Genomic DNA, 25,497 nt, shown 5'->3' on the forward strand with positions numbered 1-25,497 from the left:
TCGCTCCGCAATGTCCCCGGTTAGAGCGCGGGCAGGGGAATTGTCAGCCCATCGTACACGGTGATTCTTGGCCCATAGGCGGCTTCGAATACCCCGATACCGTTGTCCGGACGAATCAGATTGGTTCGATCGAATATATTGAGCAGCGTAATGCGGTTGGTGACCTTGCCAAGTCCGGGGACGACGAAGTCGCGGGCCGCGCTCAAGTTGAATTGCCATACTTTGGGAAGCTGTGTCTGATTGGCGAATCCGCCGCGCAAGCCGTTGCTGAAAAGTCCGTCGAAAGTGAACTGGTAGCTTTTCCATCTGAGTGCCGCGCCGCCCGAAGCGCCGACCAGCGGGGTGTGATCGAGCACTATGTAATGCCGATCGATATAGGCGACTTCGGCGGCGGGGAAATTGTACTGACCTGACGCGACGCCGATATCCTCCTCTCGAGCGACAAATATATTTACGCGCGCGGCGAAGTTTTCGAGATTGTAGGTCAGCGAATGTTCGGTCCCGCCGCCGTAGCCACGGACATAGTTGAATGGCGCGCCGATCGGAACGAATCCGAATTGGCCTTCGTCCAGGTAGTGGCGATCGATACGAAAATAGTTGTCCTGCGCGTACGCCAGTTGCGGCGTGAATCGATGGGTAAAGCCGCCATCCCATGTGTAATCAGTCTCCGCGAATGGCGACGCGTTTCCACTTGGACTCGTATCCGCTGCTCCGCTCGTTCCGGCGAAGAGCTGGTAGATACCAGAAGACACGTTCTGAAAGTTCGGCACCTGAAAGTTCCGCGCGAACCCGACATGAAGAGTCGTGTCGACGCCCGGTTTGTACACGAGATTGATGGTCGGACTGAACTGGCTATCGTTGGTGAATCCGCTGGTGCGATCCCATCTTGAACCGAGATTGAGACTGAACTTGTCGGTTATCTCCCAGTCGTCCTGCAGATAGACGCCGTAAACCAGGTTGATCTTGTTCAAGTTGGCGGTGAGGCTGATTGGCGTCGTCTCCGGAACGCCCATGACGATCGGGAAGACTTGCGAGGTCTGGTCGGACTCCACTCCGTATTCCCCGAAATAAAAGCCGCCGCGAAACGTGTGCGTTCCCAAGCGGTGAATCAAGTCGCCCTGAAGCGTATTCGAGAGATCGCTCGTGAAGACGTTCGACGCAACGCCCTCATAAATGAGATCTCCAATCGGATCCGGATAGAAAGTCTGGGTGTTGTAGTGCGCCGAATACGCAATCTGGTAGTCAGTCGAGGTGTTAAATGATCCGTTCAACGCCAGAACTCCATAGTAATCCTGCTGATTCAGCCCCGAGTTGATCGCGCTCGATGGATACGACGCGGGATTGATGTCGTCGAGTTGAAACTGAGGCGGCTGGTTGGGCTGATTAGGGAACTGGTTGAACGACAGGGTCATTCCGGTGATGAGGCTCAGTTTCGTCGTGGGATTGGGATTATATGTCAGGTAGGCAAATCCCTGCCCCTGGGTTACCGCGTCATGAATCGGATCGGGGGCTGAAATCGCGTTGCTGAAACCGAGGTTCGACTGAAGAAAGAGTCCGGTCAAGTAATAGCTAAAGTCCCTGGAACAGCCTGCAAGTTGAAAAGTTCCCTGGGCTGTGTCGCGCTGCCCTCCCGAGACAGTGAAGTCATTGTGTGGGTCCTCGCACCCGTCCCTGGTGTGAATATCGATTACTCCTGACGTTCGATATCCGTATTGTGCGGGCAGCACCCCGTCGATCAAGCTTACGCTCTTCACGAAGTAGCTATTGAGCAACTGGGTAAACGTAGGATCGGTGTTGACGTCCAGCGGCAGCATCACGCCGTTCATCTGGTACTGGATACCCATATGCTCGCCGCGAATATGAATCTCCTGGTTCTGATCCAGCGCGACTCCCGGCATTTGCAGCATCACCTGGTTGAGCGGCGTCGCTTCGCCCAACGGCAGATTCGTGATGTCTTTTGCAGTAAGTGTGTACTTGTTAGTGCCGCTCGCGGAGAGGCCGTTTTGCGGATGGATTCTGCCGGCGTTTACCGACACAGTCAGAGCCGTCTCGGACTCGAGTACCAGGCGAAGCCCCTCTCGTGCTTGCAGGGGCACGACGACCGCAACGATAGTTCGTTTGAACCCCTTTTTTCCGATGCGCAATGTGTACGTTCCCGCGCGCGCGACGATTCGAAATGCTCCATGCTCATCGGTTAATGTCCGCGCGACGACGTGGTTGTCTTGTCCAGTTTCAATCGTCACGCTCGCCCTCGCGATTGGCCGTTGAAGAGCGTCGGTTACAGTTCCCGCGATCGGTTGCGTCGTGGTTGGTTGCTCGATCGCAAAAGACTCGCTGTTGAATGCCGCGAGCGCGATACACGAAATAACAGCCACCACCGCCAGAGGCAGAAATGCGCTGGCGCATCGCGCACACACTAGTACGCTCAGGAATGCCTTCTTCAAGACAAACTCCTCCGACGTTGCCGAAAATCCCGCCGCCGGGAAAATGAAACGCTGCGGCGCAGGATCGATCCCGGCCAGCAGGGGCAATCAAATTCGAGAAATGTTCAGGAAATGGAATCGAAAGCGGGAGGACCGCGCGCGAAACGCCTGTAACTATACCCTGTCAAGGCGGCAACGTCGTTGCCGGCCGCGACGCAGGTCTCGACTATCGCAAAAACCAATAACTGAAATGGAACGCGAAACTCGGGCGCTACGACGAAATGCCAGTGGCCGTCGTGATCGTGATGCTCGTGGTGATCATGCGCGTCATCGTCGCGATGATGCTCATGATGACTATCCGAATGCTCGTGATGGCCGTCGTCCGCGGATTCAACGTGAACATGAGGTACGTGATTACGCGGATGAGTATGCCATACCGCCGAGCCGAATCGCGGCGCCGATCCGGAATAGAGTAGCAATAGATCGGCGCGACGAAGAGCCCGAAATGCTCCACGCCATCGGACAACTCTATTAGTTGGAAAACTCACGGTCCGCGTTTTGATGCTGTAAGTTCTCTACCGCTGCCCGAACCTTATCTCAAGTGGGCTTGAACTTGGCGAGCTTCACGCCCGGCTCATGCTCTTCGAACGTCACCACGACGCGCATCCCGATGCGGATGTCCTCGTTGCGAACGCCGACCATGGTGGTCACGAGAATCAGCTCGGGATCTTCGTCGAGCTGCACCTGCGTTACGTTGTAGGGCACGCGATCGATCGCGGCCGGATGCACAGGATGCGTGATTATCGTGTACGAATACACGACGCCGCGGCCGCTGACTTTTACCCATTCGCGCTCGAGCGAATTGCACGCGGGGCACATCGGGCGCGGCAGCCAGCGGAATTTCTTGCACTGCGCGCAGCGCTGCATCAGCAGTTCACCACGATTGCATCCCGCCCAGTACTCTTCGGCCTCGAGATCGGGAATCGGGCTCGGAAAATTCGATGCTGCCGCCATCGCTATCTCCTAGCTATACAGGATCATCGCGGTCGTCGGCACCGCGTTGCCTGACGTGACGAGCGTGACGCGCGCGTCCTTGACCTGATTGATCGCGTGCCCGCGCAACTGGCGCACCGCCTCGATCGTGTTTTCCATGCCGTGGATATAGCCCTCGGAAAGATTGCCGCCGCTGGTGTTGAGCGGCAGCGATCCTTTGGGCCACAACATTTTGCCGTCTGATACGAACGGCCCGCCTTCGCCGCGCTTGCAGAATCCCAGCTCTTCGAACGCCATCAGTACGAGCGGAGTGAAATGATCGTAGATGTAACAGGCGTCGATATCTTTGTGACTTACGCCCGCACGCGCGAAGAGATCGGCCGCCGCGACGCTGGTTTCCGATTGCGCATCCTCGAGAAAGCGCACCATTGACTGCGTGTTATGCTGGACTGCACCGAACGCTCCGGCACCGATATAGATCGGTTTGTGCTTCAGATCGCGCGCGCGTTCCGCGCTCGTGATTATCACCGCCGCGCCGCCATCGGTTTCGAGGCAGCAATCATGGAGCCGTAGCGGATCGGCGATCATGCGCGAGCTCTGATGATCCTCGATCGTAAGCGGCTTGCCGCGCATCACCGCGTTTGGATTGGTCTGCGCATGGGACCGGCATGTGACGGCGATCGCGCCGAAGTGTTCGCTCTTGGTCCCGTAGAGATGCATGTGGCGCCGCGCGCTGAGCGCGACCTGCTGCGCGGGACTGAAGAGCCCATATGGATGCGTGTAGCCGGCCGCGCCGGGCGCACCTTTGCGCGCAGGAGCGAGGCCGAAGCGGCCCGTGCCGCGGCCCGAGCGCTCGTTCATCGCGCGGAACGCAACGACGCAGCTCGCCATCCCGGTCGCCACCGCCATCGCGCCGAGCAGCACCGAGCCGACCGGTCCGCCGCCGCCGCCCCATGGCGCCTCGCCGAAAAAACGCAGCGCTGGAATCCCAAGATTCGCCGCAAGATGCACGATGTCGTTGTTGTCCATCGTGAACTTCGCGATCCCATCAATGTCGGAGGGCCTCAGGCCCGCGTCCGCGGCGGCCTTGCTGATCGCCTCGACCGCGAGACTCATCTCGCTGCGTCCGGAATCCTTCGAATACTCAGTATGACCAATGCCGACGATCGCGGCTTTGTCCTTGAGCGTTTCCATCTTCGGATTTGTTGCACAACTTCGAGCGACCGTCGAACGCCGCGCGCCTATTGCCAGATGCGCTCCCGCCGGACTTAATTCGGACGTGGCTTCATTCAACGACTTCGCGCTGGTATGCCAGGAACTCGGGCAGACACAGAGCCGGCTGCAGATGGCCGAGGCTGTAGGAACGTTTCTCGCCGCGCTCGAGGTTGACGAAGCGGAAATCGCGGCGCGTTTCATGGTCGGACGCGCGCTGGAGCAGGGCGAGGAGAAGCGGCTTCAGGTCAGCGGCCGCGCCATCTGGAAAATCGCCGCGGAAATCACCGGCGCGGAGGACCAGGGCGAGGACATCTTCGCCGCCGCCGAGGACTTTGGTGAAGCGATAGAGATGACGCTGCGCCGCCGCTCCACCGATCCCGAGCCGACACTCACGATCGCCGAGCTCGATCGCAAGTTCCACGAGATCGCCGATATCGAAGGACGCCAGTCTCGGGGGCGCAAGCTCACCGCCTTGCGTGAGCTCCTGGAGCGGGCGAGCGCTCTGGAAGCCAAGTACATCGCGAAGATTCTCATCCGCGAGATGCGCCACGGCGTCAGCGAAGGTCTGATGCTCGAATCGATCGCGCGGATGGCGAACAAGTCAGTCGCCGACGTTCGGCGCATCAACCAGCTCGAAGGCGATCTCGGCCGCGTCGTGCGTATCCTGCGGATGCCTGAAGGCGCGGCGGTCGAAACCGCGGGGCATCCGGCGAAGGCGCCCGCCGTGAAGCCGCTCAAGCCGATGCTGGCGCAGCCGGCGACCGAAGTTGCCGACGCATTCGCGATCCTGGGCCGCGACTTCGCGCTCGAGCACAAGCTCGACGGCGCTCGGGTGCAGATTCACTATCTCGATGGCGGCGAGGTGCGGATCTTTTCACGCCGGCTGAATGAGATCACAGAAAGCCTGCCTGAGATCGCTGAGAACATGAAGCGGCTCGGCGAGCATCGCGCGATTCTCGACGGCGAAGTGATCGCGGTCGACGCGAACGGGCGTCCGCTCGCCTTCCAGGAGCTGATGCGCCGCTTCGGCCGCACGCGCGATATCGAGCGCCTGCGCGAGGAACAGCCGGTGCGTCTTTACGTGTTCGATCTGCTGGCGCTCGACGGCACGCTGCTAATCGACCGCACGTATTCGGAGCGCATTGACGCGCTGTCATTGCTGGCCGCCGCAGCGGGCCTCGAGACAGTGCCGCGTGTGATCGATCCCACGCTCCCGGAGGCTGAACGATTCTTCCACGAGGCGCTAACTGCCGGTTACGAAGGTGTCGTCGCGAAATCGCTCGCGAGCGCATACACGCCGGGTGCGCGCGGCCGCGGATGGCTCAAGATAAAGCACGTGCGCACGCTCGATCTGGTCGTCGTCGCGGCGGAGTGGGGCTACGGCCGCCGTCACGGATGGCTCTCGAACTATCATCTCGCGGCGCGCGACGAGAAAAACGGCGGTTTCGCGATGATCGGCAAGACCTTCAAGGGCCTCACCGACGAGCAATTCCGCGAGATGACCGAGCGCCTCCTGGCGCTCAAAGTAACCGAGGGGCACGGCGTCGTTCCAGTGCAGCCGAAAATCGTAGTCGAGGTCGCGTACAACGATATCCAGCGCAGCCCAAATTACGCGGGCGGAATGGCGCTCAGGTTCGCGCGCATTGTAAGAATCCGCGACGACAAATCCCCCGAAGAAGCCGACACGCTCGCGGCGGTAGCAGAAGATTTCGAACGGCAAACCCTCAAACCACTGGCAGAGAAGATCTGAATCATAAGGATCTATGCTGACGCTGCGGGCTGGGCTAGTCGAGAATTTTCGACAGCTCCTGCTGCAAGGCAACGATCGCTGCTCTCATCGAGAAAAAAAGCCAGCCAGCGATTTCTCGAGTGTTTGCGACGAGATTTCTTCGACGGCGTTGGGTTTTAGATCTCCGAGATCGAAGGGCCCGTAGCCGACTCGAATCAGACGCGTGACGCGGAGGCCGATGTGCTCGAGCAGTCGTTTGATCTCGCGATTCTTGCCTTCGTGCAGTGTCATCGATAGCCAGCAGTTTGTGCCTTGCCGGCGATCTATCGTGATTCGCGCGGGACGGTAGCTGATGCCATCGATGACGATGCCTTTGGTGATGCGCGTGAGCGCGGCTTCACTCACGACGCCGTGCGCTCGGACCCTGTAGCTGCGTGCAAGACCCTGCGCGGGATGCTCCAGGTAGCGTGCGAGGCCGCCGTCATTGGTCAGCAGCAAAAGCCCTTCGGTGTTGAGATCGAGGCGGCCGACAGACACCACGCGCGGGATTGATTTCGGCAGCGCGGCGAACACCGTTGGACGGCCCTCGGGATCGCGCGCGGTTGTCACCAGTCCGGCGGGCTTATGATAGCGCCAGAGCCTGGTCGGCTCTTTCGCGGCTATCACTTTACCGTCGAGTGCTAGTTCGTCATCGGCGTCAACCATCGTTGCGGGATTTGCGACCACGACACCGTTGAGCATGACTCGTCCGGCAGCAAGCATTCGCTCGCAATCGCGACGCGAGGCGACCCCGGCTCGTGCAAGAAATTTTGCGATTCGTTCCTTGTCCAACCGATACACGCAGCCGCTCATTGGCCGCGAGCGACCTGGCGCAGCTACAGTAACGGAGAACGCGCTGACGAATCGACGGGGAAGCGCGCTTACAATCGGTAATGACCGTGCGGAGGTCCCGCTTCGTGCGCGTCGTTGAGCGCCATCGCGATCGCGTCCATCTCGGTTTCGCCGAAGTCCTCGAAGAGGAACTCCTCGACACCGCCATGGAGTTCGCATCGTTCGTAGAGGTCGCAGCGCCAGCAATCGGGAGCGAGCTGGCGCGTGCGCAGGATGAAAACTTCGCCTCCAACCACTTCCACGCGTTCCATCGAAGCCACCTCCAGAAATCGGAATGGCTGGACGGGGCCCTAGGTATTAGAGTTGTAGCACATTTGCGACAACATGCGCTAATCCGCGGTTCCGGCTAGACCAGCACAACGGGCGAATTCTTCAATATGGGATCGAGAAGCCGGGGCGAATCAATTTCATTTGCATCGATTTAGCCAGAGATGCACCCCATTTCAACAATTTGTATGCGCCTGAATGGCTGAATGTCTAATAGATTTAGTTGCAAAGCCGAAGAGAGCGAGATCGTAGAAAAGTATAGAGGAGCTTAAAATCCAAGTTAGTCCATATACGCTTGAGATTTTAAATTAAAGCTCTTATTTACTTGATCGCGCACAAGCTATGAACTAATTGTCAACTCAAATTTGAGTTTGCGCTTTTTAGCCACGATTTGACCGCTCGGCGCGATCTACGCTGAAAGGATGCTGCATAGTGGCGTTACGTCTTCGGACCGGCCGGCTTTTGCCAGCGCCATCCAGAATCAGTTCCGCGATTCGCTGCGCGGTCATCCGGGCAGGAACGTATTTTGCGCATCACGGGCGCGGGCGAGGCCCGCCAGCAAAAGCGGGTCAAAGTGATTTTAGACTTGCACTATCTGTTCGTTTCGAAAGGAGGTGCCGGGGAGTCGTCTCCGGCATGGGAGGAGTCAAGATGTCGTTCACTTTCAGTCAATCACTAGCAGTCAAGTTATCGGCAATCGTAGCCGGCGGCGCGGCCGCCCTGCTTTTCGCGGGAAACGCAAGCGCGGCACCCTGCCTCGTTCCTGCGAGCTACACAACCATACAGGACGCAATTAACGACGCCACCTGCGCCGTCATCAACGTGTCGGCTGGGGCCTACAACGAGAATCTTTCGATCACGCGCTCGTTGGTCCTGAATGGCGCCAACGTCGGGGTTAATCCCAATTCGAGCAGCCGGGGCAGTGAGTCGACGATTACCGGCGATCCGGCGGTGACCATCAAGGGCCCCAACGTGTTCGTGGACGGTTTTACGATCAGCGATCCGAGCGGAAGCGCGTCGATCGGCGTCGACGTCAAGTCCACTGCCAGTGGCGCCGTCATCCGGAATAACATTTTCACCAATATCGTTGGTTCATCGACCGCGCAGGCGCTCTACCTCGAGGAAGGGCCGGATGGCGTGGTCGTAACCCAGAACCTGATAGAGGACGTATCGAGCCCTTCTTCGGCAAAGGGAGTATTTCTCGGCGACACCGCGTCGGCCGATCCGAGTATCGCCGTGATGATCAACGACAATGTGATAACCAACATCCAGAGCACCAATAAAGGTGCCTACGGTGTTGCAGTCGACACGGGAAATGGTCACGTGCCGAACGCCTACATGGTCATTGAGGACAATACGATAAATAACCTCACTGGCGGCGGATGGGTCCATGCAATTGGCCTCGAAGCTGACACGCCGGAAGCAATAGTGAGTGGAAACTCAATTCGAAATCTCAATGGACCTGGCAGTGATACGGTCGGCGTATGGCTCGAGAGTGAAAATGTATCGTTCGCGACGGTGGCGGTGAATAATAATAGCTTCAACTTTACGAAGGCGTCGAAAGTCTTCGGCGTTGCCGTCGATCCTGCGCTGAGTGGCGGCACGGTCGACGGCAAGTGCAACTACTGGGGCAGCGTCACAGGACCGAGCGGCGCGGGGCACGGACTCGGCGCAGCCGTGAGTCCGATGGTGGCATTCGTACCGTGGCAGCTATCACCGGTTTTAAGCGCGTTTTGCCAGTAATCTAGTATTAAACTCGTCACCTTCCGCGAGCTACAATCTCGCGGAAGGTGACACCTGCCATCGCTTAATAAAATATATTTCATGAATTGCGATTAAATTTCGCACTTCCTGCTTGATTTGTCATTTCTGGATTTGATATATCCGAACCCCGTTTTGGGAGTATTCTTTGCTGGATTGATATCCAGTTTCTTCGCCTGAGGACCGCTTCACTTCGTCTGGTCTGACTCCCGGCAATCACGGCGGTAAATCGCGCAACCAGCGGAAGGCTGCGAGAACCGAGACCGCTTCAATTTTCTGAACGCGCACTTTTCAGCGCATGCGCGGAAGTGTGCCCTACTTAGGGGAGAACGATGACCAAGGTCTCGGTTAGTGGGCGCATTGGACTGTTCATCTTCTTGACTCTAACTCTGATTACGCTTGCGAGTGCAACTCGCCAAGCGGCTGCGTCGACCATCGCAATAACATCACCCGCCAACGGTTCCACCGTCAGCGGCGTCGTGCCAGTGATCGCCGGCGTCGGATCGGGAGTCTGGTGGGCGAAGCTCTATGTTGACGGAAATGGTATCGCGGTCTCTCCGCCGTATACTTTCAGTTGGCATTCGGCTGGCGTCGCAGACGGTACTCACACCTTGGAGGTCGCCGCATTTGCAAGAGGCGGCACGACTCCGATAGCTACTTCGACGATCGAAGTGGTAGTAGCAAATCATACTACGAGCAGCGGCGCTGTTCATTTCAGTACTCTTGTGGCGCACTCGGCCCTTCCATCGGAGTCGCAATGTGCGGCGCTGATCGCTTCAACTCCGGAAACGATACCGAGTAACGCTCCCTACAACAGTGCGAGCGCAATACCACCCGCATCCCAACTTGTGCAGGTGCACACCGCACCGGTATATGACAGCACTATCGTGCCTGCCTCGGATTTTACATTAGTGGATGGACACTATTCGGGTTCGACCGACATGATAATCAGATGGGCCGCTTGCAAATGGGGCGTCGACGAGGATATCGCGCGCGCCCAGGCTTGGACAGAGAGCGGATGGCGTCAGACCGATCTTGGCGACTGGCGAACGTCGCTTCAGTATTGCGAGCGCGGCATCTGGGATGGATGGAATGGGTCTGGATGCTACCAGAGCTACGGCATCTTTCAGGTGAAGCTGGATTCATTCAACGCATACCCTGAGGCGATAAACAGCACGGCGTTCAACGCCGATTTTCGCATGGCTTATCAGCGCGCATGTATGAACGGCGATATCAGTTATCTTGCTAACGACACTCCGACTTCAGGCTATCCAGTTTACAAGCAGGGCAGCGCTCAGCAGATGCTGTGGGGATGTATCGGCGACTGGTACAGCGGCAACTGGTACGATAGCGGCGCGCTTAGCTATATATCGCAGGTCGAGCAGTACTATTCGAGTAAGCCGTGGCTGGAGCAATAGTCACTCTGTCGCGCCATGTTCATGGAGTCAGCTCACGAGCCTGATCCAGTCACGCAGGGCGGCTTCAGTGGTGTGGAATGCGATGTCTTCCCACAGAAGCTCGCCCGGCTCGAAGTAGCGAACCTCGATCGCTTCGGGTGACTTCCGCGGCGGATCGACACCGGGCGCGGCCAGGTAGACTGCGATTATCGGACTTGGATTTTTTGGGTCGGCGTAGATGCCTAACAGATCATTGATCTGCACATGCATTCCGACTTCTTCGAGCGTCTCGCGCTCGGCGGCGATTGCCATCGTCTCACCCCAATCGACGTAGCCGCCCGGGAATGTCCACTTGCCGCGGCGCGGTTCGTTGCCGCGCCGCAGTAGCAGCGCACGGCCGTCATCGACAATGAGGCATCCTGCGACGAGCTTGGGTTGCGGGAAATGAACAAAGCCGCATTGCGTACAAGCCTTGAGCCGCTTGTTGTCGGGAAGCACAGTGCGGAATTCCATCGCGCTGCCGCATAGCGGACAGAATTTAATGTTCTTGGGATACTTTCGTTGCAGGTTGTGATCCGCGTGAACTGGCTTCTCGTCCATCGCATTCCTCGGTGCTGTTACGCAGTGAGTCGCCGCACAAGAGCCTCGGTGATCAGCAAAACCATCGCAGCCAGAATCAGATAGAGGTTGAGCGATTCGCGGCGTTCAACGATTGGCCGCGAAGTCGCGATCTCTGAGACCTCGGGATTCAAGCGCCCGCCAGTTGCCGACGCCAGACGCTCCAGCAATCCGAAGTTGGGCTCCGGCCGCGGCACTTCAGCATTGACTGCGGGGCTGACTGTATATGCCAACGGCGGGAATTTCTGCCCGTTGCCGAATGGCGCATGTACCTGGAAGTAGTAATTGCCGGGCTGCGCCGCTTCGATCGATCCTGAAAGCTCACCGGGCACGTCTTCACTGAGCATCGTCTCGACTTTGCTGCCGTCGGGTCGAGTGATTATTGCATTTATTACATGGACGGCGCCCGCACCCTCGATGCCGCCGTAGTCAGTCAACTTAATATTGATTCGGCCGGCATTGTAGCCAAGCGCGACGTCGATCTTGGGCTCAGAAGTAGTTGTCTCCGGCGTCATCCAGGTTAGTAAGTGATCCCAGACCGGCTGGAATACGTTTGATTTAATCCATTGACCTGACCATCGCCCGCTCGCGTCGGTGGTCACGGCCAGCGCTTTGCCGGCGCCATACTTCCAGCTCGCGACGACCGGCTCGCGCGTTCCGCCGCGGTCGATGAACACGCTCAGGTCGGCGCGCGGCTTGAGATCGGTCGAGACGTAGCCGAGGAGTGCCGGCAACTGGCGTCCCGCGAGATCCTTAAGCAGCGGATCGGGAGCTACGGTGCGCGGCGCGAAGCTCTTCTCGACCATCGTGTTCTGGCCGCCGTGCGCACGAAAATCCTCGACGAAGATTTGCGGAAGGTTCTGCGGGCTGTCGGTCTGATAGTAAACGCCGCCGCCATACTTCGCGATCGCCTGGAGCAATGCGACGTTGGCCTCGCGTCCGATCGCGATCGTGGAAATCGTCGCGCCCATCTCGTGATGCATCTGCGATACGAGGTCGTAGTACATATCCGGCGTGCCGCCGGTTTCGCCGTCGGTCAGGATTATAACGTGCATGTCCTGCGCACCGCTGTCGGCGAGATCGTGCGCAGCCTGGCGCAACGCGGGAATCATGTAGGTCTGGCCGGCCGCCTTGAGCTGCCCGATCATCTGATCGAAATAGCCACGGGTCTGCGAGAGCGGCGCGAGCGGCACCACCACGAACGGCTGCGTGTCGAAGCCGATAACACTGACCAGGTCGGAATCCTTGAGCGACTTGGTCACCGTCGCGGCGGCGGCTTTCGCATAGGTCAGCTTGTTGTTGCGGCCCATCGAGCCTGATTTGTCGATGATGAGGACGAGCGCGCGTTTGCGCTCGCGATGCTGCGGCGGCTTCATCAGCACCGGCATCACATTCGCGAGCGGACTCGATTCGTAGCCGCCGAGACCGAAGCTCGAATCGCCACCTATCATCGCAAGCGAGCCGCCACGCTCGACGTACGCCGCCATCGCGTTCTGCGCGGCGGGCGCGATACGCTCGCTCGGTACATTGTTGATCAGGATCGCGTCGTAACCGCTGAGGCTGCCGTTCCATTGGCCCGAGGCCGTCACGACAACCGGATCGAGGCCCATCCGCTTCACGACAGTTTCGAGATACTGCGCATCGCGAGCATTGTCGGTGAGAATCAAGACTTTGCGCTGCGCGCCGACGCCGACCCATCCCTTGAGCGTATCGTCTTCGAGGAACGGATCCTGCGCAGGATTGTCGGGCTTGAACGTCGCGCTGTACGCGACGAGACCGGTTGCGTCGCTGCGGACCGGGAAGTCGAAGCGCTGGTCCCCGGGCTGCAACGTCACTTTGCGCGAATCGATCTGCGCATCATCGCGATAGACGGTGATCGTTCCCGCGGCCGGCCCGTCGTTGAGATTCTGCATCGTGACGCCGAGCGCGAACGGCGCTGCCTTGCTGAGCGCGGATGGCAACGTGAGCTCGGTCATCGCGACGTTGGGTACCGCTCTGGCTCCCGGCGGCGTGAAGATGTCCAGGCGGATTCCGGCGGAAAGTAGAGGGTTCACTGCGCGGCCCGCGTCGCCGCGATTTTCCCAGCCATCAGTCACGAGCACTGCGGGACCGCCGCGCGCGTCGGGATCCGACGCAAGGCGAACGAGCGCGGTCTCGAGATCGGTGGCGGCGGGATCGCATTCGACGCAACGGTTGCCTGCGTCGAATGCGGTTTCGACCTCGCCAATAGTTCCCGAGGCTGTGCGCGTCGCGAAGGTGAGCGCGGGGTCGCCACTGCGGAGCCTGAGGTCGTCGCGCAGAAGCTTGGCTGTCCAGGTGCGCATCGCAGGCGTGATACTGCCGGACGCATCGACGACCGCGGGCCGCGCGGCGCCTTCGGTGCGCATCACCTTCTGCGGATTTGCGAGTGCGAGCACGAAGAGCGCGAGCACGATCGCGCGCATGATCGGTGCGACGATTCTGCGGAACTCGCCCGCGCAGATCAGCCCCCACAGCAGGACGAGCGCCGGAACCGCCAGCAGGTAGAGCGCATCGGGGCGCGCCAGCGTCAGGTCGTGCGGATTGAGCTCGGGGAACACGCTCAGGCCTCCGCCACCGTGCGGCGCCGCCGCCGATACGCGATCAACGCTTCGAGGCTCGCGAGCGCGAGGATCGTCGCGATCAGATAAGCGCTCAGCGGGGCCTTCTCGCTGGGCGGTTCGCTCGCGCCGCCGGCGCTCGCGACTTCAACTTTGAGTTGCGGCAGGTTCTCCAAATCCGAGACGCCGAGGTCGGCGAGGTTGACGGCGCGCGCGGTGCGCGATCCGTCCGCCGTCAGCAGCTCGTAAACTCCTTGCTGATCAACTTCGGTGAAGAGAATTCCGGGCTGGGCCTTGAGCTTTTCGCCCGAGGGCAGCACTACCTTGTCGACGCCGGCGGGTACGAGCCAGGGCTGTCCGGTGCGATAGCCGGAGCTGCTCTGGCCGAGGCCGGCAAGGTAGCTGAGCGCGTCGAGCGTGAGCACCGACATCGGCAGGTTGCGGCGGCCGAGATATGGAAATGGATTGAAGCCGGTCGCGACGAAGCGATGACCGCCGCGCTCGCCCTTGAGCATCAGCGCGCCGCCGTCGCCGCTTATCACCGCCGACATCCACTGATGCTGCCCGAGGTATTCGCCGCTTGGCAGATTGAGCAAGCGGAAGTTCACCGAGTCGGTGAGCGTATCGGAGTTGCGCCATCCCGCGATCTGCAACTTCGTCGCGGGCGTCGCCGAGAAGTTGAAAACGGGATCACCGGCCGGCGGCATCACGATTAGTGAATTGGCCGCGGGCAGTTCCTTCGGCACCGTGTATTCGAAGATCGCGAGGTCAGTGTTTTCGAGATCGGTCGGGGAGAATGCATCCGGCGTGCGCGTGGTCACATCGACGCCGGGAATCGAGCTGAGGCCGGCGGCGTCAGAGGTCGTCGGACTCACGAAAAGAATCGAGACCGATTTGACCGCGCCCGCAGTGGCATACGCGACGTTGTCGAGCGCGAAGTCGTCGGGCGGCGAGAGCTCGGCCTTGTACACACGCGCCGACGGCAGCGCCGGAAACTCGACTGCGCCGGTCTCGCCTGCGCCGAGCGCGAGCTTCGCGTGGCCGAGTTCCTTGTCGTCGCCGGAGATCGTTACCTCGAAGCTGCGCGGCTGCGGATCGAAGTTGCCGATCGTTAGTTGCGCGTGGAGCGCCGCGGCGCCGAAAGCTTCGCGTCTCAGTGAGAACGATCCGAAGCCGGCGTTGGGTACGGGATCGCCAACCGCGATTGCATGAATGCGCGAGGGGATCGGCGCTTCGAGCGCGTTGGCGCCCGCGAAGATCACTTTGTTGAAGCGGCCCTCGGACACGAGGTCGCTGAGCATCGCGGCCAGCGTTGCCTGATCGTTGGGAGCGTCGCTGGGTTTGATTCGCTTCAGCTCCACGAGCGCCTCGGTGAGGATGGCGAACGGCGGCGCGATGCGATGCGGTTGCGGTGCGGTCACATAAATCGAAGTCGTGCTGCCGCTGTCTTCGCTCGAGAGCATTGCCGAGGCTTTCTCGATCGCGAGATCGAACCGCGTCTTGCCACCGGCGGCGCGCGCCTGCATCGTGCCGGAATTGTCGATCACGACCGCGATCGGATTGCTCTTGCGAAACACGTACGGCCCCGCGAGCGCGAGCACCGCCAGCGAAAGAATCAGCGCCTCGACGAAGAACATCCAGTCAAGGCGCGGCAGGCCGCCGAAACGCTCGCGGCGAAATCCGCGCAGCGCGCGGAACGCGGCCGCGCTCGAAACGACTATGCGCGACGGCCGTTCACGCGCGAGATAGGCAAGCAGCAGCGCGGGAACGATCGCGAAAAATGCCAGCGCGCCAGGATAGAGCAGGCCCATCGTCGGAAACTAATGCGCCAGGCCGAGGTCGCTCACGGCGCGCACGAAGAATTGCTGGAAGTCCTGGTCCGTAGTGTAGAGCGAATAGTGGAGGCCGCGTTTTAGGCAGAACGATTTGATTTCGCGCGTCAGGCGCAGCAGCGTTTCGCGATACTGGCGGCGCTCGCGCTCGCTGATCGAGACGCGTACGCGCTCGCCCGATTCCGAATCGACGACCTCGACGTCGCCGTCGAGGCCCTGCGCTTCGAGCTCATGGCCGCCGAGGATTTGCACGGCGGTCACGTCCATCGTCGCCGCGGTGAAAAGCTGGAGTCCCTTGGTGACGGAGTTCAGCATCATCAGGAAATCGGAAACGATAAAAACCTTGCCAGCGCGCCGGATCGCGGCGAGCTCCCGTCCCATCGCGGTCGCGAAGTCATACTCTCCCGCGGGCTTGAGGCCTTGCAGGCGGCGTGCGAGCTCGACGATGCGATGCCGTCCGACGACGAACGACGGATCGACCTTTTCACCGCCGCCCGCCAGCACGCGCAGCATCACGCGATCGCCGCTCGCGAGCGCCACGTACGCCAGCGCCAGCGCGGTCAGCACGGCCGCGTGAAATTTGCGATCGTTGCCCGGATAGGCCATCGAAGCGCTCGCGTCGAGGAATACATACGTGAGCAGGTCTTCCTCTTCCTTGAACAGCTTGATGTAAACCTTGTCGGTGCGGCCGTAGAGTCCCCAATCGATGTAGCGGAAGTCGTCGCCGGGCGAGTAGTGGCGATAGTCGTTGAACTCGAGCGAGGAGCCGCGCTTGGGCGACAGATGCGCTCCCTTGCCCATGCCGGCGAACTGCTGGCGCGTGCGGATGCGAAGTTTCTCCAGGCGCGCGAGCAGGTTGGGCGTGAATTCGTCGGGCAGTCCGAACATCGTTATGCGCGCGGCCTTTTCAGCCGCTTCATCACCTGATCGAGGATCGCTTCGGATGTGACGTTTTCGGCTTCGGCCTGGAAATTGCGCAGCAATCGATGGCGCAGGCACGGCACGATCCCATCGTCGATGTCTTCGTAGGCGACGCTCACGCGCCCCGCCAGCAGCGCGTTGACCTTGCCGCAGAGTATCAAAGCCTGCGCGCCGCGCGGGCTGGGTCCAAAGCGCAGATACTGCGAGACCTCGGGCAATGCGCCCGGACCGCCGGGCGTGCATGCGCCAATGATACCGATGACGTAGCGCTCGAGCGGCTCGGCCACCATCACTTCGCGCACCAGCTCTTTGAGCGTTTCGATCTGATGTGGCGCCGAGGCTGGATCGAACACCGGCTGGATCTTCGCGCGTGTCGCGCCCGTGGTCCGATTCAAGATCTCGCGCAGCTCCTCGGGTTTCGGCGGTCCGATCACGACCTTGAAGATGAAGCGATCCATCTGCGCTTCGGGCAGCGGATACGTGCCTTCGAGCTCGATCGGATTCTGCGTCGCGAGCACGATGTACGGCTGCTCGAGGACGTGGGTCACGCCGAACACCGTCACCTGGTGCTCTTCCATAGCTTCGAGCACGGCGGATTGGGTCTTCGGCGTGGCGCGGTTGATCTCGTCGCCCAGGACCATGTGCGCGAAGATCGGCCCGGGCTTGAACTGGAACTCGCGATGGCCCTCTACTTCGGTCAGCACCTGTGTGCCGATGATATCGGACGGCATCAGATCGGGCGTGAACTGGATCCGCTTGAAGACGAGGCCCAGAGTTTCTGCCGCAGTCTTGACCATCAGGGTTTTGCCGAGACCGGGCACGCCTTCGATCAGAATATGGCCGCCGCAGAAGAGCGCGCTTAGCAACTTGCGCACTGCATCCTGGTGGCCAACGATGACGCGCCCGACCTCTTTCTCGGCGCGCGAGAACGCCGCGCGAAACTCAGCGACGCGCTGGTCAGGTGATATTTGAGGAGCCGCTCCCATCCGTTGTCCTTCCCGTTTAGTGAATCAGATCGCGATAGCGTGGCGGAACAAGTTGCTGCTCGTCCGGCAAAGAGTTGTCCTTGGTCATGGCGAGGGGTGAGTTGACGTAGGGCGTCGAGGCGGTCGGCCGCGACGCGTCGATAACCGCGCGTCCGCCCGAGTTCGCCGTGGGCGCGTTGGGAATCTTGAAGGTGACGTAGCGCGCATCCTTGATATTGACGCCGCCGCTGCCTTCGCCCGGCTTCAGATAGCGCTGAGTCTTGGTGGCGTTGGGAAACTCGCCAAGATGCGTATCGCCCTGGTTCGATCCCATGTCCTTGGCTGATTCGTTGCCCCCCGACGGCATATTCTTCTCGCCGCTCATCCCTTGCTTGGGGATATTGCCGGGTCGATTCGGATTCGCGCCCGGTCCCTTCTCATTGGGATTGTTGCCCGCCTTCGGTCCGGGCTGATTCTTGTCGCTACCGGGCTCGTTGCCCGATCCGGATTGCTGCGCGCCTGCGGTTTCGATCTGCGCCTCGGCCTTGGCGAGCTCGTTCTGTAGATCGACATTGTTCTGATCTTTATTCTTGCCGCCCTTGTCCTTGTTCTGACCGCCCTGCTTGGAGCCTTGGCCGCTGCCGCCGCTGTTTTGATTGCTGGCGCTCTCGCTGCCGCCGCCCTGGCCCTTGCCTTGGCCCTGTCCGGAGCCGCCTTGAGCATTGGCCCGTTGCTCGGCGCGGCTCTCGCCGCTGCCGCTGCCCGAATTACCTTTACCAGTTCCTCTGCCGGTGCCGGTCTCGGAGCGCGCCTGCTGCGCATTCTGACTACGCTGCTCGATTTCGGCGCGAACCGCTGCGAGCTTTTTCTGTTTCTCCTGCGGCGGCAGGCTTGGATTATCCAGCGCATCGGCCGCGTCGCGAACTTTCTCGGCGAGCGCGTTGTCGCCGGGCGTCGAGGCGGTGCGCGCGATTTCGTCGGCGATTTTGCGCAGCTGCCTCGCCTCTAGCTGCATCGGCGAAGGCGGGCGCACGAGGCCGAGCATCGCAAGCATCATCACGAGCGCGACCAGGCCCGCGAAGATCGATGATCGTTTGAGCGGCGCTCCGACTCGGAGCGGAAACTCGCGAATCGGGTCGAATCCTTCGAGGAATTTTGCCGCGCGCTGGAAAAGGAGCGGGAAGAGCGGACTTCGGGGCGCACGAGCCTCGCTCGCGATGGCGGGATCCGCGAGAGTCGCGAGCGTGACGATTTCTTCGTGCGCGCCGACGCGCTCATCGACTTCCTGGGCCGCCGCGGCGAAGTCATCGGCCCGGCGAAATTCGCGCCACGCGCGCATCGCGCCGACCGCCAATGCGGCCGCGCCCGCGAACACGAGAAAATCGATCAGCAACCTGGCGCGATCGGGCGCGAGCTCGTATCCATGCCGCGCTTCGATCGCGCGCGCGAGCGGATGCACCGCAATCGCCAGCCCCAACGCTGCAACCGTGGGTAACACGCTGTATAGAAATCCGCCGATGGCGGCATTGCGTGCGATCCTGCGGCGCGCGCTGACAATTATATCGATCGGGCCCGGCACGACTGCGAATTATAACCTATTCAGGATGTCTTTCATGTGCTGTCTTCGCCGGCACGGCGGCGGTGTGAAGGGCGGCTTTGCGCAACGATGCGATCGCTTCGTTATGTTCCTTGAGCGTTTTCGAAAACACGTGAGTGCCGTCATCGCGAGCGACAAAGTATAAAAAATCGGTGCGTGCCGGATAGAGCGCCGCGTCAATCGACTTGAGTCCCGGATTTGCGATCGGTCCCGGCGGCAGGCCGGCGATCACGTAGGTGTTATAGGCCGACGGCGTGCGAACCGCCGCGGCAGCCGATTCTCCGTCGAGACTATATTCGGCGGTCGGGTCCGATTGAAGCGGAATTCCGAGCTTGAGGCGATTGTAAAACACCCCCGCGATAAGCGGCCGCTCGCCCGGCATCTTCGCTTCCTTCTCGACGATCGACGCCATCGTGACCAGGCGGCGTGCGTCGAGCCCCCGCTTGAACATCTGCTCTTCCACCTGCGGCGTGAGATTCTGGTAGAAGCGCCCGAGCATCGCACTCAAAATGTCATTGACTGTCGCCCGCGGCGAGAACTTATACGTCGCGGGAAACAGGTAGCCCTCTGCGCCCAGCGGCATCAAGCCGAGCGCCTGCACGAGCGCGCCGCCCTTGGCCTCGCGCTCGAAATCGTCGGGGCAGACGAGACCGGTCTCGCCTACGCGCTGAGCGATTTCATGAATCGTCAGTCCTTCCGGTATGATCACGGTGACCACGACGAAATCGCCGCGGACCAAATGACGCATGACTTCCGCCATGCCTTCGCCGCCGCGGAACGCATAGTCGCCCGGCTTCACCTTGCGCGCGGTGCCAGTGAATTGCGCATAGAGCAAGAACATGAGAGCGCTGCGAACGACGCCGGCCGATTCGAGAGAATGCGCCACCTGGCGGAACGATTGCCCCTTCTCGACTGTGACCATGCGCGGCTCCGAGAACGGCGCAGGCGGCAACGCATACCGATACCCGACGGCAGAGACGATCGTCAGGATGAAGACTATCGAGACGGCGATCGCGACGAACCTGCGCATTCTTTATCGACCCTCACCGCTCTTGGTGCGCATATCGAGCCATCCCTCGAGAATCACTGCCGCCGCGACCGCGTCGATCGCGCTCTTATGCGAGGCGCGGCTCGTCACGGCCCTCTTCAAACGATCTTCGGCTTCGAAGCTCGTGAGCCGTTCGTCATAAAAATCCACAGGCACGTTCATCGCCTTGTGCAGGAGAGCGCCGAAGCTCCGCGCCGAGCGCGCCGCCGGTCCTTCCGACCCGTCCATATTGATCGGCAGACCGACGACGAAACGGCTCACACTATAATCATGAAGGCGCCGCGCGATCGCGGCAAAATCAAGGCGATTGCCCTTGCGCTCGATCGCGCCGAGCGGAAAAACGCGGCTTTCGGTGTCATCGGTGACGGCGATACCGATTCTTCGACGTCCTGGATCGAGGGCGGCAATTGCCATAGGACAATCGTTAAATCGTAGCAGGAGTGAGCGTAATCAACGATAACGTTAAGGGACTATTACGGCGTGTGAGCAGAAGTCACGCGCCGGGGTTGCTTTGGGTCACCGAATCACCTAATTTTCGGACCGATGCGGTCTCGGGGGAGAAGCTCAATTGGATACCCGCGTGCTCTGACGGCGCTGACACTGGCTCTGGCAGCAACGTTGACGGCGCTGCGGCTCTATTTCCATCCGGCACCCAACCTGGCTCCTCCGATCGACGGAGCGGTGGCGCAAATGGATGCCGGCCACGACGACGATCTGTCCTTTGAAGCCGCCGATACCGAAGAACCTGCGCCGCCCGCGATTACGATCAGCACCACCCTCGAGCGCACCGCACCACTGGAATATTACCTGGTCCAGTCCGGCATGGATCGCAACGAGGCGCGCGCGTGGTCGAACCTCTACCGCACCATCGCTTCCAGCCGCTATCTCGCCAAGGGTCAGCCCTTTACCGTCTATAAAGATCCCGAGACCGGCGAGACCCGCGGCATCAAGTACGACGTCGATACGAACATCTCGATCACCGAGGCGCATCTCGGCAACGGCGTGCTCAAAGTCAATGCCGCGCCGATTCAGTACATGGTGCACCCGATCAAGCTGACCTTCGCGGTGCGCGATAATTTCCGCGCCGCCGCTGCGGCCAACGGAATTCCGCGGCCGATCGTCGAGTCCCTCGAAGATGCGTTCTCGGGCAAGCACGATCTCAGCCGGCTGTCGCCAGGTTCGTCGGTAAAGCTGATTTACCAGGAAAAGGTGAGCCGCGACGGCACTTACACTCTGATTGGCGAAGTTGAAGCGGCGCAGATTCGGTTTGGCTCGCGCACGATGAATGCGTTCGCATTCAGCGACGAGCACGGCCGGCAGCATTTATACGATGAGCAAGGCCGCGCGCTCGGTCCGCAGTTCCTGCGCTTTCCACTGAACTTCAAGTACATTTCCTCTGGTTTCACGTTTCATCGCTACCATCCGATTCTTCACGAGTATCGTCCGCACGTCGGGGTCGACCTGGCGGCTGACTATGGAACGCCTGTCAAAGCTGTCGCCGATGGCAAAGTCGAATCGGCCGGATGGGGTGGCGAGCTTGGCAACTGCGTGCGTATCGCGCATCAGAATGGGATGGTCAGCATCTACGGGCACATGGAGAAGATCGCTCCGAACGTGAAAGCGAACGACTACGTTCGCGTCGGCCAGTTGATCGGATACGTCGGCTCGACGGGACTTTCGACTGGGCCGCATCTTCACTTCGCGCTCGAAAAAGAGGGCGCGTATGTGAATCCGCTAACTCAGACGCTGGGCGAAAATCACCAGGTATCGCCGCGGATGCAGGCGCTGTTCAATAATATCAAGCAGCGCTACCAGGTCGCGCTCGCCTCGCTGCCCGACCTTGGTTCGCACTTTGTTGCGTCGGGTGATCGCAAGCCGCCGATCTCGCCGTTCGCTGACATGTATCACGTGACTCTGGGTCACCCGAGTTTGCATCATCATTCGCATCGCAGCATCCTGCGCGCGGCCGAGTCTTCGGAAGGCGCTCTCTAAGATTCTTTACGTTTCGAGTCCGCTTCACGTCATGGCGCACGAGGATCGCGGTGCGCTTCTCGTCGGCGACCCGGCTTTGCTAGGATTCGGGCCGCAATAATCCCGGGAGCAATAGAAAGATGAAGCTGGATACCGGCCTTTCGACGCGAAATTTGCGCGAGTTGCCCAACGTGGCGCGCGCCATCGAGGACGTGGGCTTTGACGCGGTTTGGACCGTGGAAGCCGGCACCGACAGTTTTCTTCAGTCGCTGCTCGTTGCCGAACATACAAAGAAGGTCAAGACGGGCAACGCGGTCGCGATTGCGTTTCCGCGCAGCCCGATGATCACGGCGTATGAATCGTGGGAGCTCGCCGGGATGTCCGAAGGCCGTTTCATCCTGGGACTCGGCACTCAAGTCAAAGGTCACATCGAGCGCCGCTACAGCACCAAGTGGGAAGCGCCGGTGCCGCGGCTGCGCGAGTATATCCAGTCGCTGCGCGCGATTTTCAAATGCTTCGCCGAAGGTGGCTCGAAACTTTCATTCCAGGGCAAATATTACAACTTCTCCCTGATGACGCCGTTCTTCACGCCGCCCAAGCACAACTACCCGAACATCCCGATTTATATCGCGGGCGTGAACGAGCTTATCTGCAAACTCGCCGGAGAATTGTGTGACGGCCTGCATGCGCATCCGTTCAACTCGCCCAAGTACCTCCGCGAGTTCGTGATTCCCAACGTCGAAGCGGGGCTCAAGAAGGCCGGACGCAGCCGCAAGGACTTCACGATCATCACTACCCCATTCATCATCGTCGGAAAGAGTCAGGACGAGATTAAGCGCGCGCGCGAGGCCGTCCGACAGCAGATTGCCTTTTATGCATCGACGCGCACCTACAAGGTCGTGCTTGATGCGCATGGATGGGGCGACGTCTCGGCGCGGCTCAACGCGCTGGCGGCCAAGGGTGAATGGGTCGCGATGGCCAAGGAAATCACCGACGACATGCTCGACGTGTACTCGATCAGCGGCACCTTCGATGACATCGCGGACAAGGTTAAGGAGCGCTACGACGGCCTGCTTGATCGCCTCGGCTTCTATCATCCGTACAAGCCGGGTGAGAACGACGTCGAATGGCGCAAGCTGACGCGGCAATTCAACGGTTGAAACGAAGCGCGAAGGACGAACTGACACATCGCGACTTGAACGGGAGGGACTTCGATGCGCACGATGATGCTCAAAACGATGGCTATCCTCGCGATAGCGGCAGCTGTGATTATCAACTCCGCAGGCGTGCGTGCGGCTGAAGCTCAGCCGTCAGCGGCAGCGGCCGCGAGCGGACCGATAGCGAACTTCACGCTCGTGTCGGTAATGATCGACGACGTGAAGTTCTGGCTGCCGAGCACGATCGTCGTCAACCAGGGCGATACGGTTAAGCTCACGCTCAAGAACCAGGTGCCGGGCGCCGACACGACGCACGGCTTCACGATTCCCGCCTACAACATCGCCGAGGTGATCTCGCGCGGCGCACCCAAGACGATCACGTTCGTGGCCGACAAGCCCGGCGTCTTTTCTTATTATTGCCAGCTTCACGCCGCGCACGTGGGCGGTCAGTTAATCGTCAAGGCCAAGCAATAAGTCAGTTTTCCATTTCATCGGCACGGTGAGATCGTTAAGGACCGCGCGAGTGGCGCCAGCGCTCGCGCGGTTGATTCACCGATGCGCACCGTAGTTATCTTCGCGCGTAGCCCGGAACTCGCCGCAATCGTTGCGCGCGCCGACGCGTTGATCGCGGCACCATCGTTCTCACCACGCAAAGATGAAGCGCGAACCCGCGCCGGTATCGTCGAGGTGGCTGGCCACGGCCGCGTGTTCATCAAGCGCAGCGCGGCGCGCTCGTGGATAGGCGGAATCCTCGAACGATTCGCGGGCTCGCGCGCCTCGCGGGCAGTCAAAGGTTCGCGAATCCTCGAAGCCGGCGACGTACTCCATGCCAGGGTTCTCGCCGCGATGGAGATACGCTCGTTCGGTGCGGTGCGCGCGAGCTACGTAATTTCTGAAGCCCTCGACAACGCCGACACGATGAGCCGGTTCGTGCTCGGGCCAAAGGGCGGCAGACGGCACGAGGTTCATCGCCGCAAAAAAATCTCAAACGCCATCGCCGAGAGTATCCGCGACATGCACGAGGCCGGCATTTACACCCGCGACCTGCAGGAAACCAACATCATGATCGCAGAAGACGGCGCAGGCGCGTATCGCGTTTACTTCATCGATCTCGAAGATTTTCGCCGTGAGAATCCCGCCTCGCGGCGGCATCGCCTGATGAACCTCGTGCATCTCGATCGCAGCATCGGCCGTTTCGTGTATCGCGCTTCCAGGCTGGATTTTCTGTACAGTTACATCGGTGGGCGGCCGCCACGCGAAGAGTCTCGCAAGCTGGTGAAGGAGCTGCAGGAGCTGCGCGCGCAAGTCGAGAAGCGCCGCTAAGCTGGAAGACCTCGACAGATCTCATGGCACTGGCAATTCGCAAGCGCGAATACGATCACCACACGGAGAAGATCCACTCCGCGGGCGGGCACTCGGTTCGCGATCTGATGCTCGGGCTCAACGACGGCCTGGTCGCATCGTTCGCCGTCACCTCGGGCGTCGCGGGTGCGTTCACTACCGGTAACATCGCGGTCATGGCGGGGCTGTCCGAGATGCTCGGCGGCGCGATCTCGATGGGACTCGCGGCGTTTATTTCCGCGCGCTCGCAGATCGAATTCTATCTAAGCGAAATCCAGCGCGAACGCACCGAGATCGACAAATTTCCCGAGCGCGAGCGCGACGAGATCCGCGAGATCTACGAGGCCAAGGGCTTCACCGGGAAACTGCTCGACCAGATCGTCGCGCACATAACCGGCGACCCGGAGCGCTGGAGCAACGTTATGATGCGCGAGGAGCTGGGCTTCAGCGAGGACTCGTTCGAGCCCCCGGTTCGCTCAGCCTTCGTGGTCGGCGGTGCATATCTGGCAGGCGCTGCGGTGCCAGTAGTGCCGTATCTCTTCATGCGACCGTCTGTGGGAATTATCGTCTCGGCAGTGACGACCGTACTCGTGCTGTTCATCGTAGGCGCCGTCAAGACAATCATCACGACCCGCCCATGGTGGCGCAGCGGGCTCGAGAGCATGCTGACGGGAATTGCCGCGGGCGGCGCAACATTTCTAGCGGGCCACCTCTTCGCATCGCGCTGAAAAGAAATGTAATAGAGCGGGCGTCCCAGCCCGCCCTTAAGACGCGCGCGAAACGGCGTCGATT

General features: G+C 60.5%; 22 protein-coding genes. 9 read left to right on the top strand and 13 right to left on the bottom strand.

The features are described from left to right. Nucleotides 1–20: 20 nt before the first annotated feature. Nucleotides 21–2,444: a TonB-dependent receptor gene (locus VMA09_07690; GenBank protein HUA33471.1), complete on the bottom strand. Its 2,424-nt coding sequence runs from the start codon at nt 2,442–2,444 to the stop codon at nt 21–23. A 260-nt stretch (nt 2,445–2,704) separates the two neighbouring features. Here VMA09_07690 and VMA09_07695 point away from each other — a divergent pair, with 260 nt between their 5' ends. Beyond that, entirely contained in the window at nt 2,705–2,899 is a 195-nt protein-coding gene (locus tag VMA09_07695; GenBank protein HUA33472.1) for a hypothetical protein, read from the top strand. Between the two features lie 121 nt (nt 2,900–3,020). Here the strand turns inward: VMA09_07695 and VMA09_07700 are convergent, their stop codons facing one another. Then, nucleotides 3,021–3,437 carry an OB-fold domain-containing protein gene (locus VMA09_07700; protein HUA33473.1) on the bottom strand — a complete coding sequence of 139 codons (417 nt, stop codon included), beginning with the start codon at nt 3,435–3,437 and terminating at the stop codon, nt 3,021–3,023. Between the two features lie 9 nt (nt 3,438–3,446). Beyond that, nucleotides 3,447–4,610, bottom strand: a complete 1,164-nt coding sequence (locus VMA09_07705) for a hypothetical protein (GenBank protein HUA33474.1) — start codon at nt 4,608–4,610, stop codon at nt 3,447–3,449. Between the two features lie 85 nt (nt 4,611–4,695). On the opposite strand from VMA09_07705, the gene VMA09_07710 reads away from it, so the two are divergent. Continuing rightward, complete coding sequence (locus VMA09_07710; protein HUA33475.1) at nt 4,696–6,381, top strand: ATP-dependent DNA ligase; 1,686 nt, start codon at nt 4,696–4,698, stop codon at nt 6,379–6,381. 84 nt (nt 6,382–6,465) lie between these two features. Here VMA09_07710 and VMA09_07715 read toward each other — a convergent pair whose 3' ends face one another. Continuing rightward, nucleotides 6,466–7,212, bottom strand: coding sequence for a pseudouridine synthase (locus VMA09_07715; GenBank protein HUA33476.1), 747 nt, complete (start codon nt 7,210–7,212; stop codon nt 6,466–6,468). Nucleotides 7,213–7,280: 68 nt separating this feature from the next. Continuing rightward, complete coding sequence (locus VMA09_07720) at nt 7,281–7,502, bottom strand: hypothetical protein (protein HUA33477.1); 222 nt, start codon at nt 7,500–7,502, stop codon at nt 7,281–7,283. A gap of 652 nt (nt 7,503–8,154) precedes the next feature. Here VMA09_07720 and VMA09_07725 point away from each other — a divergent pair. Both VMA09_07725 and VMA09_07730 read left to right on the top strand, forming a co-directional pair. After that, nucleotides 8,155–9,261 (top strand): hypothetical protein, encoded by a 1,107-nt coding sequence (locus tag VMA09_07725; GenBank protein HUA33478.1) that lies wholly within the window; start codon nt 8,155–8,157, stop codon nt 9,259–9,261. Between the two features lie 959 nt (nt 9,262–10,220). Then, nucleotides 10,221–10,697: a hypothetical protein gene (locus VMA09_07730; GenBank protein HUA33479.1), complete on the top strand. Its 477-nt coding sequence runs from the start codon at nt 10,221–10,223 to the stop codon at nt 10,695–10,697. Between the two features lie 27 nt (nt 10,698–10,724). Here the strand turns inward: VMA09_07730 and VMA09_07735 are convergent, their stop codons facing one another. The 8 genes from VMA09_07735 to ruvX are packed head-to-tail and all read right to left on the bottom strand — an operon-like array spanning nt 10,725 to nt 20,650. Beyond that, nucleotides 10,725–11,276, bottom strand: a complete 552-nt coding sequence (locus VMA09_07735; GenBank protein HUA33480.1) for an NUDIX hydrolase — start codon at nt 11,274–11,276, stop codon at nt 10,725–10,727. 17 nt (nt 11,277–11,293) lie between these two features. After that, complete coding sequence (locus tag VMA09_07740) at nt 11,294–13,873, bottom strand: VWA domain-containing protein (protein HUA33481.1); 2,580 nt, start codon at nt 13,871–13,873, stop codon at nt 11,294–11,296. 2 nt (nt 13,874–13,875) lie between these two features. Beyond that, on the bottom strand, nt 13,876–15,684 hold the full coding sequence (locus VMA09_07745; protein ID HUA33482.1) for a BatA and WFA domain-containing protein: 1,809 nt from the start codon (nt 15,682–15,684) through the stop codon (nt 13,876–13,878). Nucleotides 15,685–15,693: 9 nt separating this feature from the next. Then, nucleotides 15,694–16,593: a DUF58 domain-containing protein gene (locus tag VMA09_07750; GenBank protein HUA33483.1), complete on the bottom strand. Its 900-nt coding sequence runs from the start codon at nt 16,591–16,593 to the stop codon at nt 15,694–15,696. A gap of 2 nt (nt 16,594–16,595) precedes the next feature. Next, a complete protein-coding gene (locus VMA09_07755) occupies nt 16,596–17,612 on the bottom strand; it encodes an AAA family ATPase (protein HUA33484.1) in 1,017 nt (338 codons plus the stop codon). A 16-nt stretch (nt 17,613–17,628) separates the two neighbouring features. Next, on the bottom strand, nt 17,629–19,170 hold the full coding sequence (locus VMA09_07760) for a hypothetical protein (GenBank protein ID HUA33485.1): 1,542 nt from the start codon (nt 19,168–19,170) through the stop codon (nt 17,629–17,631). Between the two features lie 16 nt (nt 19,171–19,186). Further along, nucleotides 19,187–20,218 carry an endolytic transglycosylase MltG gene (mltG, locus tag VMA09_07765; GenBank protein HUA33486.1) on the bottom strand — a complete coding sequence of 344 codons (1,032 nt, stop codon included), beginning with the start codon at nt 20,216–20,218 and terminating at the stop codon, nt 19,187–19,189. 3 nt (nt 20,219–20,221) lie between these two features. Then, nucleotides 20,222–20,650, bottom strand: coding sequence for a Holliday junction resolvase RuvX (gene ruvX, locus VMA09_07770; GenBank protein ID HUA33487.1), 429 nt, complete (start codon nt 20,648–20,650; stop codon nt 20,222–20,224). A gap of 204 nt (nt 20,651–20,854) precedes the next feature. Here ruvX and VMA09_07775 point away from each other — a divergent pair, with 204 nt between their 5' ends. The 5 genes from VMA09_07775 (at nt 20,855) to VMA09_07795 (ending at nt 25,433) form a co-directional block, all read left to right on the top strand. Continuing rightward, complete coding sequence (locus VMA09_07775) at nt 20,855–22,228, top strand: peptidoglycan DD-metalloendopeptidase family protein (GenBank protein ID HUA33488.1); 1,374 nt, start codon at nt 20,855–20,857, stop codon at nt 22,226–22,228. Nucleotides 22,229–22,347: 119 nt separating this feature from the next. Next, a complete protein-coding gene (locus tag VMA09_07780) occupies nt 22,348–23,367 on the top strand; it encodes a TIGR03617 family F420-dependent LLM class oxidoreductase (protein ID HUA33489.1) in 1,020 nt (339 codons plus the stop codon). Nucleotides 23,368–23,421: 54 nt separating this feature from the next. Further along, nucleotides 23,422–23,838, top strand: coding sequence for a cupredoxin domain-containing protein (locus VMA09_07785; protein ID HUA33490.1), 417 nt, complete (start codon nt 23,422–23,424; stop codon nt 23,836–23,838). Nucleotides 23,839–23,919: 81 nt separating this feature from the next. Beyond that, nucleotides 23,920–24,687, top strand: a complete 768-nt coding sequence (locus VMA09_07790) for a lipopolysaccharide kinase InaA family protein (protein HUA33491.1) — start codon at nt 23,920–23,922, stop codon at nt 24,685–24,687. A gap of 23 nt (nt 24,688–24,710) precedes the next feature. Continuing rightward, nucleotides 24,711–25,433, top strand: coding sequence for a VIT1/CCC1 transporter family protein (locus VMA09_07795; protein HUA33492.1), 723 nt, complete (start codon nt 24,711–24,713; stop codon nt 25,431–25,433). The last annotated feature ends 64 nt before the right edge of the window (nt 25,434–25,497 follow it).

This window comes from Candidatus Binataceae bacterium (assembly GCA_035508495.1).
In the GTDB taxonomy this organism is placed as follows: domain Bacteria; phylum Desulfobacterota; class Binatia; order Binatales; family Binataceae; genus JASHPB01.

What these genes read in the sequence shown, in the direction of transcription:
- VMA09_07695 (HUA33472.1), top strand. Translation starts at nt 2,705, where the DNA reads ATGCCAGTGGCCGTCGTGATCGTGATGCTCGTGGTGATCATGCGCGTC.
- VMA09_07700 (HUA33473.1), bottom strand. Translation starts at nt 3,437, where the DNA reads ATGGCGGCAGCATCGAATTTTCCGAGCCCGATTCCCGATCTCGAGGCC.
- VMA09_07705 (HUA33474.1), bottom strand. Translation starts at nt 4,610, where the DNA reads ATGGAAACGCTCAAGGACAAAGCCGCGATCGTCGGCATTGGTCATACT.
- VMA09_07715 (HUA33476.1), bottom strand. Translation starts at nt 7,212, where the DNA reads ATGAGCGGCTGCGTGTATCGGTTGGACAAGGAACGAATCGCAAAATTT.
- VMA09_07720 (HUA33477.1), bottom strand. Translation starts at nt 7,502, where the DNA reads ATGGAACGCGTGGAAGTGGTTGGAGGCGAAGTTTTCATCCTGCGCACG.
- VMA09_07725 (HUA33478.1), top strand. Translation starts at nt 8,155, where the DNA reads ATGGGAGGAGTCAAGATGTCGTTCACTTTCAGTCAATCACTAGCAGTC.
- VMA09_07730 (HUA33479.1), top strand. Translation starts at nt 10,221, where the DNA reads ATGATAATCAGATGGGCCGCTTGCAAATGGGGCGTCGACGAGGATATC.
- VMA09_07735 (HUA33480.1), bottom strand. Translation starts at nt 11,276, where the DNA reads ATGGACGAGAAGCCAGTTCACGCGGATCACAACCTGCAACGAAAGTAT.
- VMA09_07745 (HUA33482.1), bottom strand. Translation starts at nt 15,684, where the DNA reads ATGGGCCTGCTCTATCCTGGCGCGCTGGCATTTTTCGCGATCGTTCCC.
- VMA09_07750 (HUA33483.1), bottom strand. Translation starts at nt 16,593, where the DNA reads ATGTTCGGACTGCCCGACGAATTCACGCCCAACCTGCTCGCGCGCCTG.
- VMA09_07755 (HUA33484.1), bottom strand. Translation starts at nt 17,612, where the DNA reads ATGGGAGCGGCTCCTCAAATATCACCTGACCAGCGCGTCGCTGAGTTT.
- mltG (HUA33486.1), bottom strand. Translation starts at nt 20,218, where the DNA reads ATGCGCAGGTTCGTCGCGATCGCCGTCTCGATAGTCTTCATCCTGACG.
- ruvX (HUA33487.1), bottom strand. Translation starts at nt 20,650, where the DNA reads ATGGCAATTGCCGCCCTCGATCCAGGACGTCGAAGAATCGGTATCGCC.
- VMA09_07780 (HUA33489.1), top strand. Translation starts at nt 22,348, where the DNA reads ATGAAGCTGGATACCGGCCTTTCGACGCGAAATTTGCGCGAGTTGCCC.
- VMA09_07785 (HUA33490.1), top strand. Translation starts at nt 23,422, where the DNA reads ATGCGCACGATGATGCTCAAAACGATGGCTATCCTCGCGATAGCGGCA.
- VMA09_07790 (HUA33491.1), top strand. Translation starts at nt 23,920, where the DNA reads ATGCGCACCGTAGTTATCTTCGCGCGTAGCCCGGAACTCGCCGCAATC.
- VMA09_07795 (HUA33492.1), top strand. Translation starts at nt 24,711, where the DNA reads ATGGCACTGGCAATTCGCAAGCGCGAATACGATCACCACACGGAGAAG.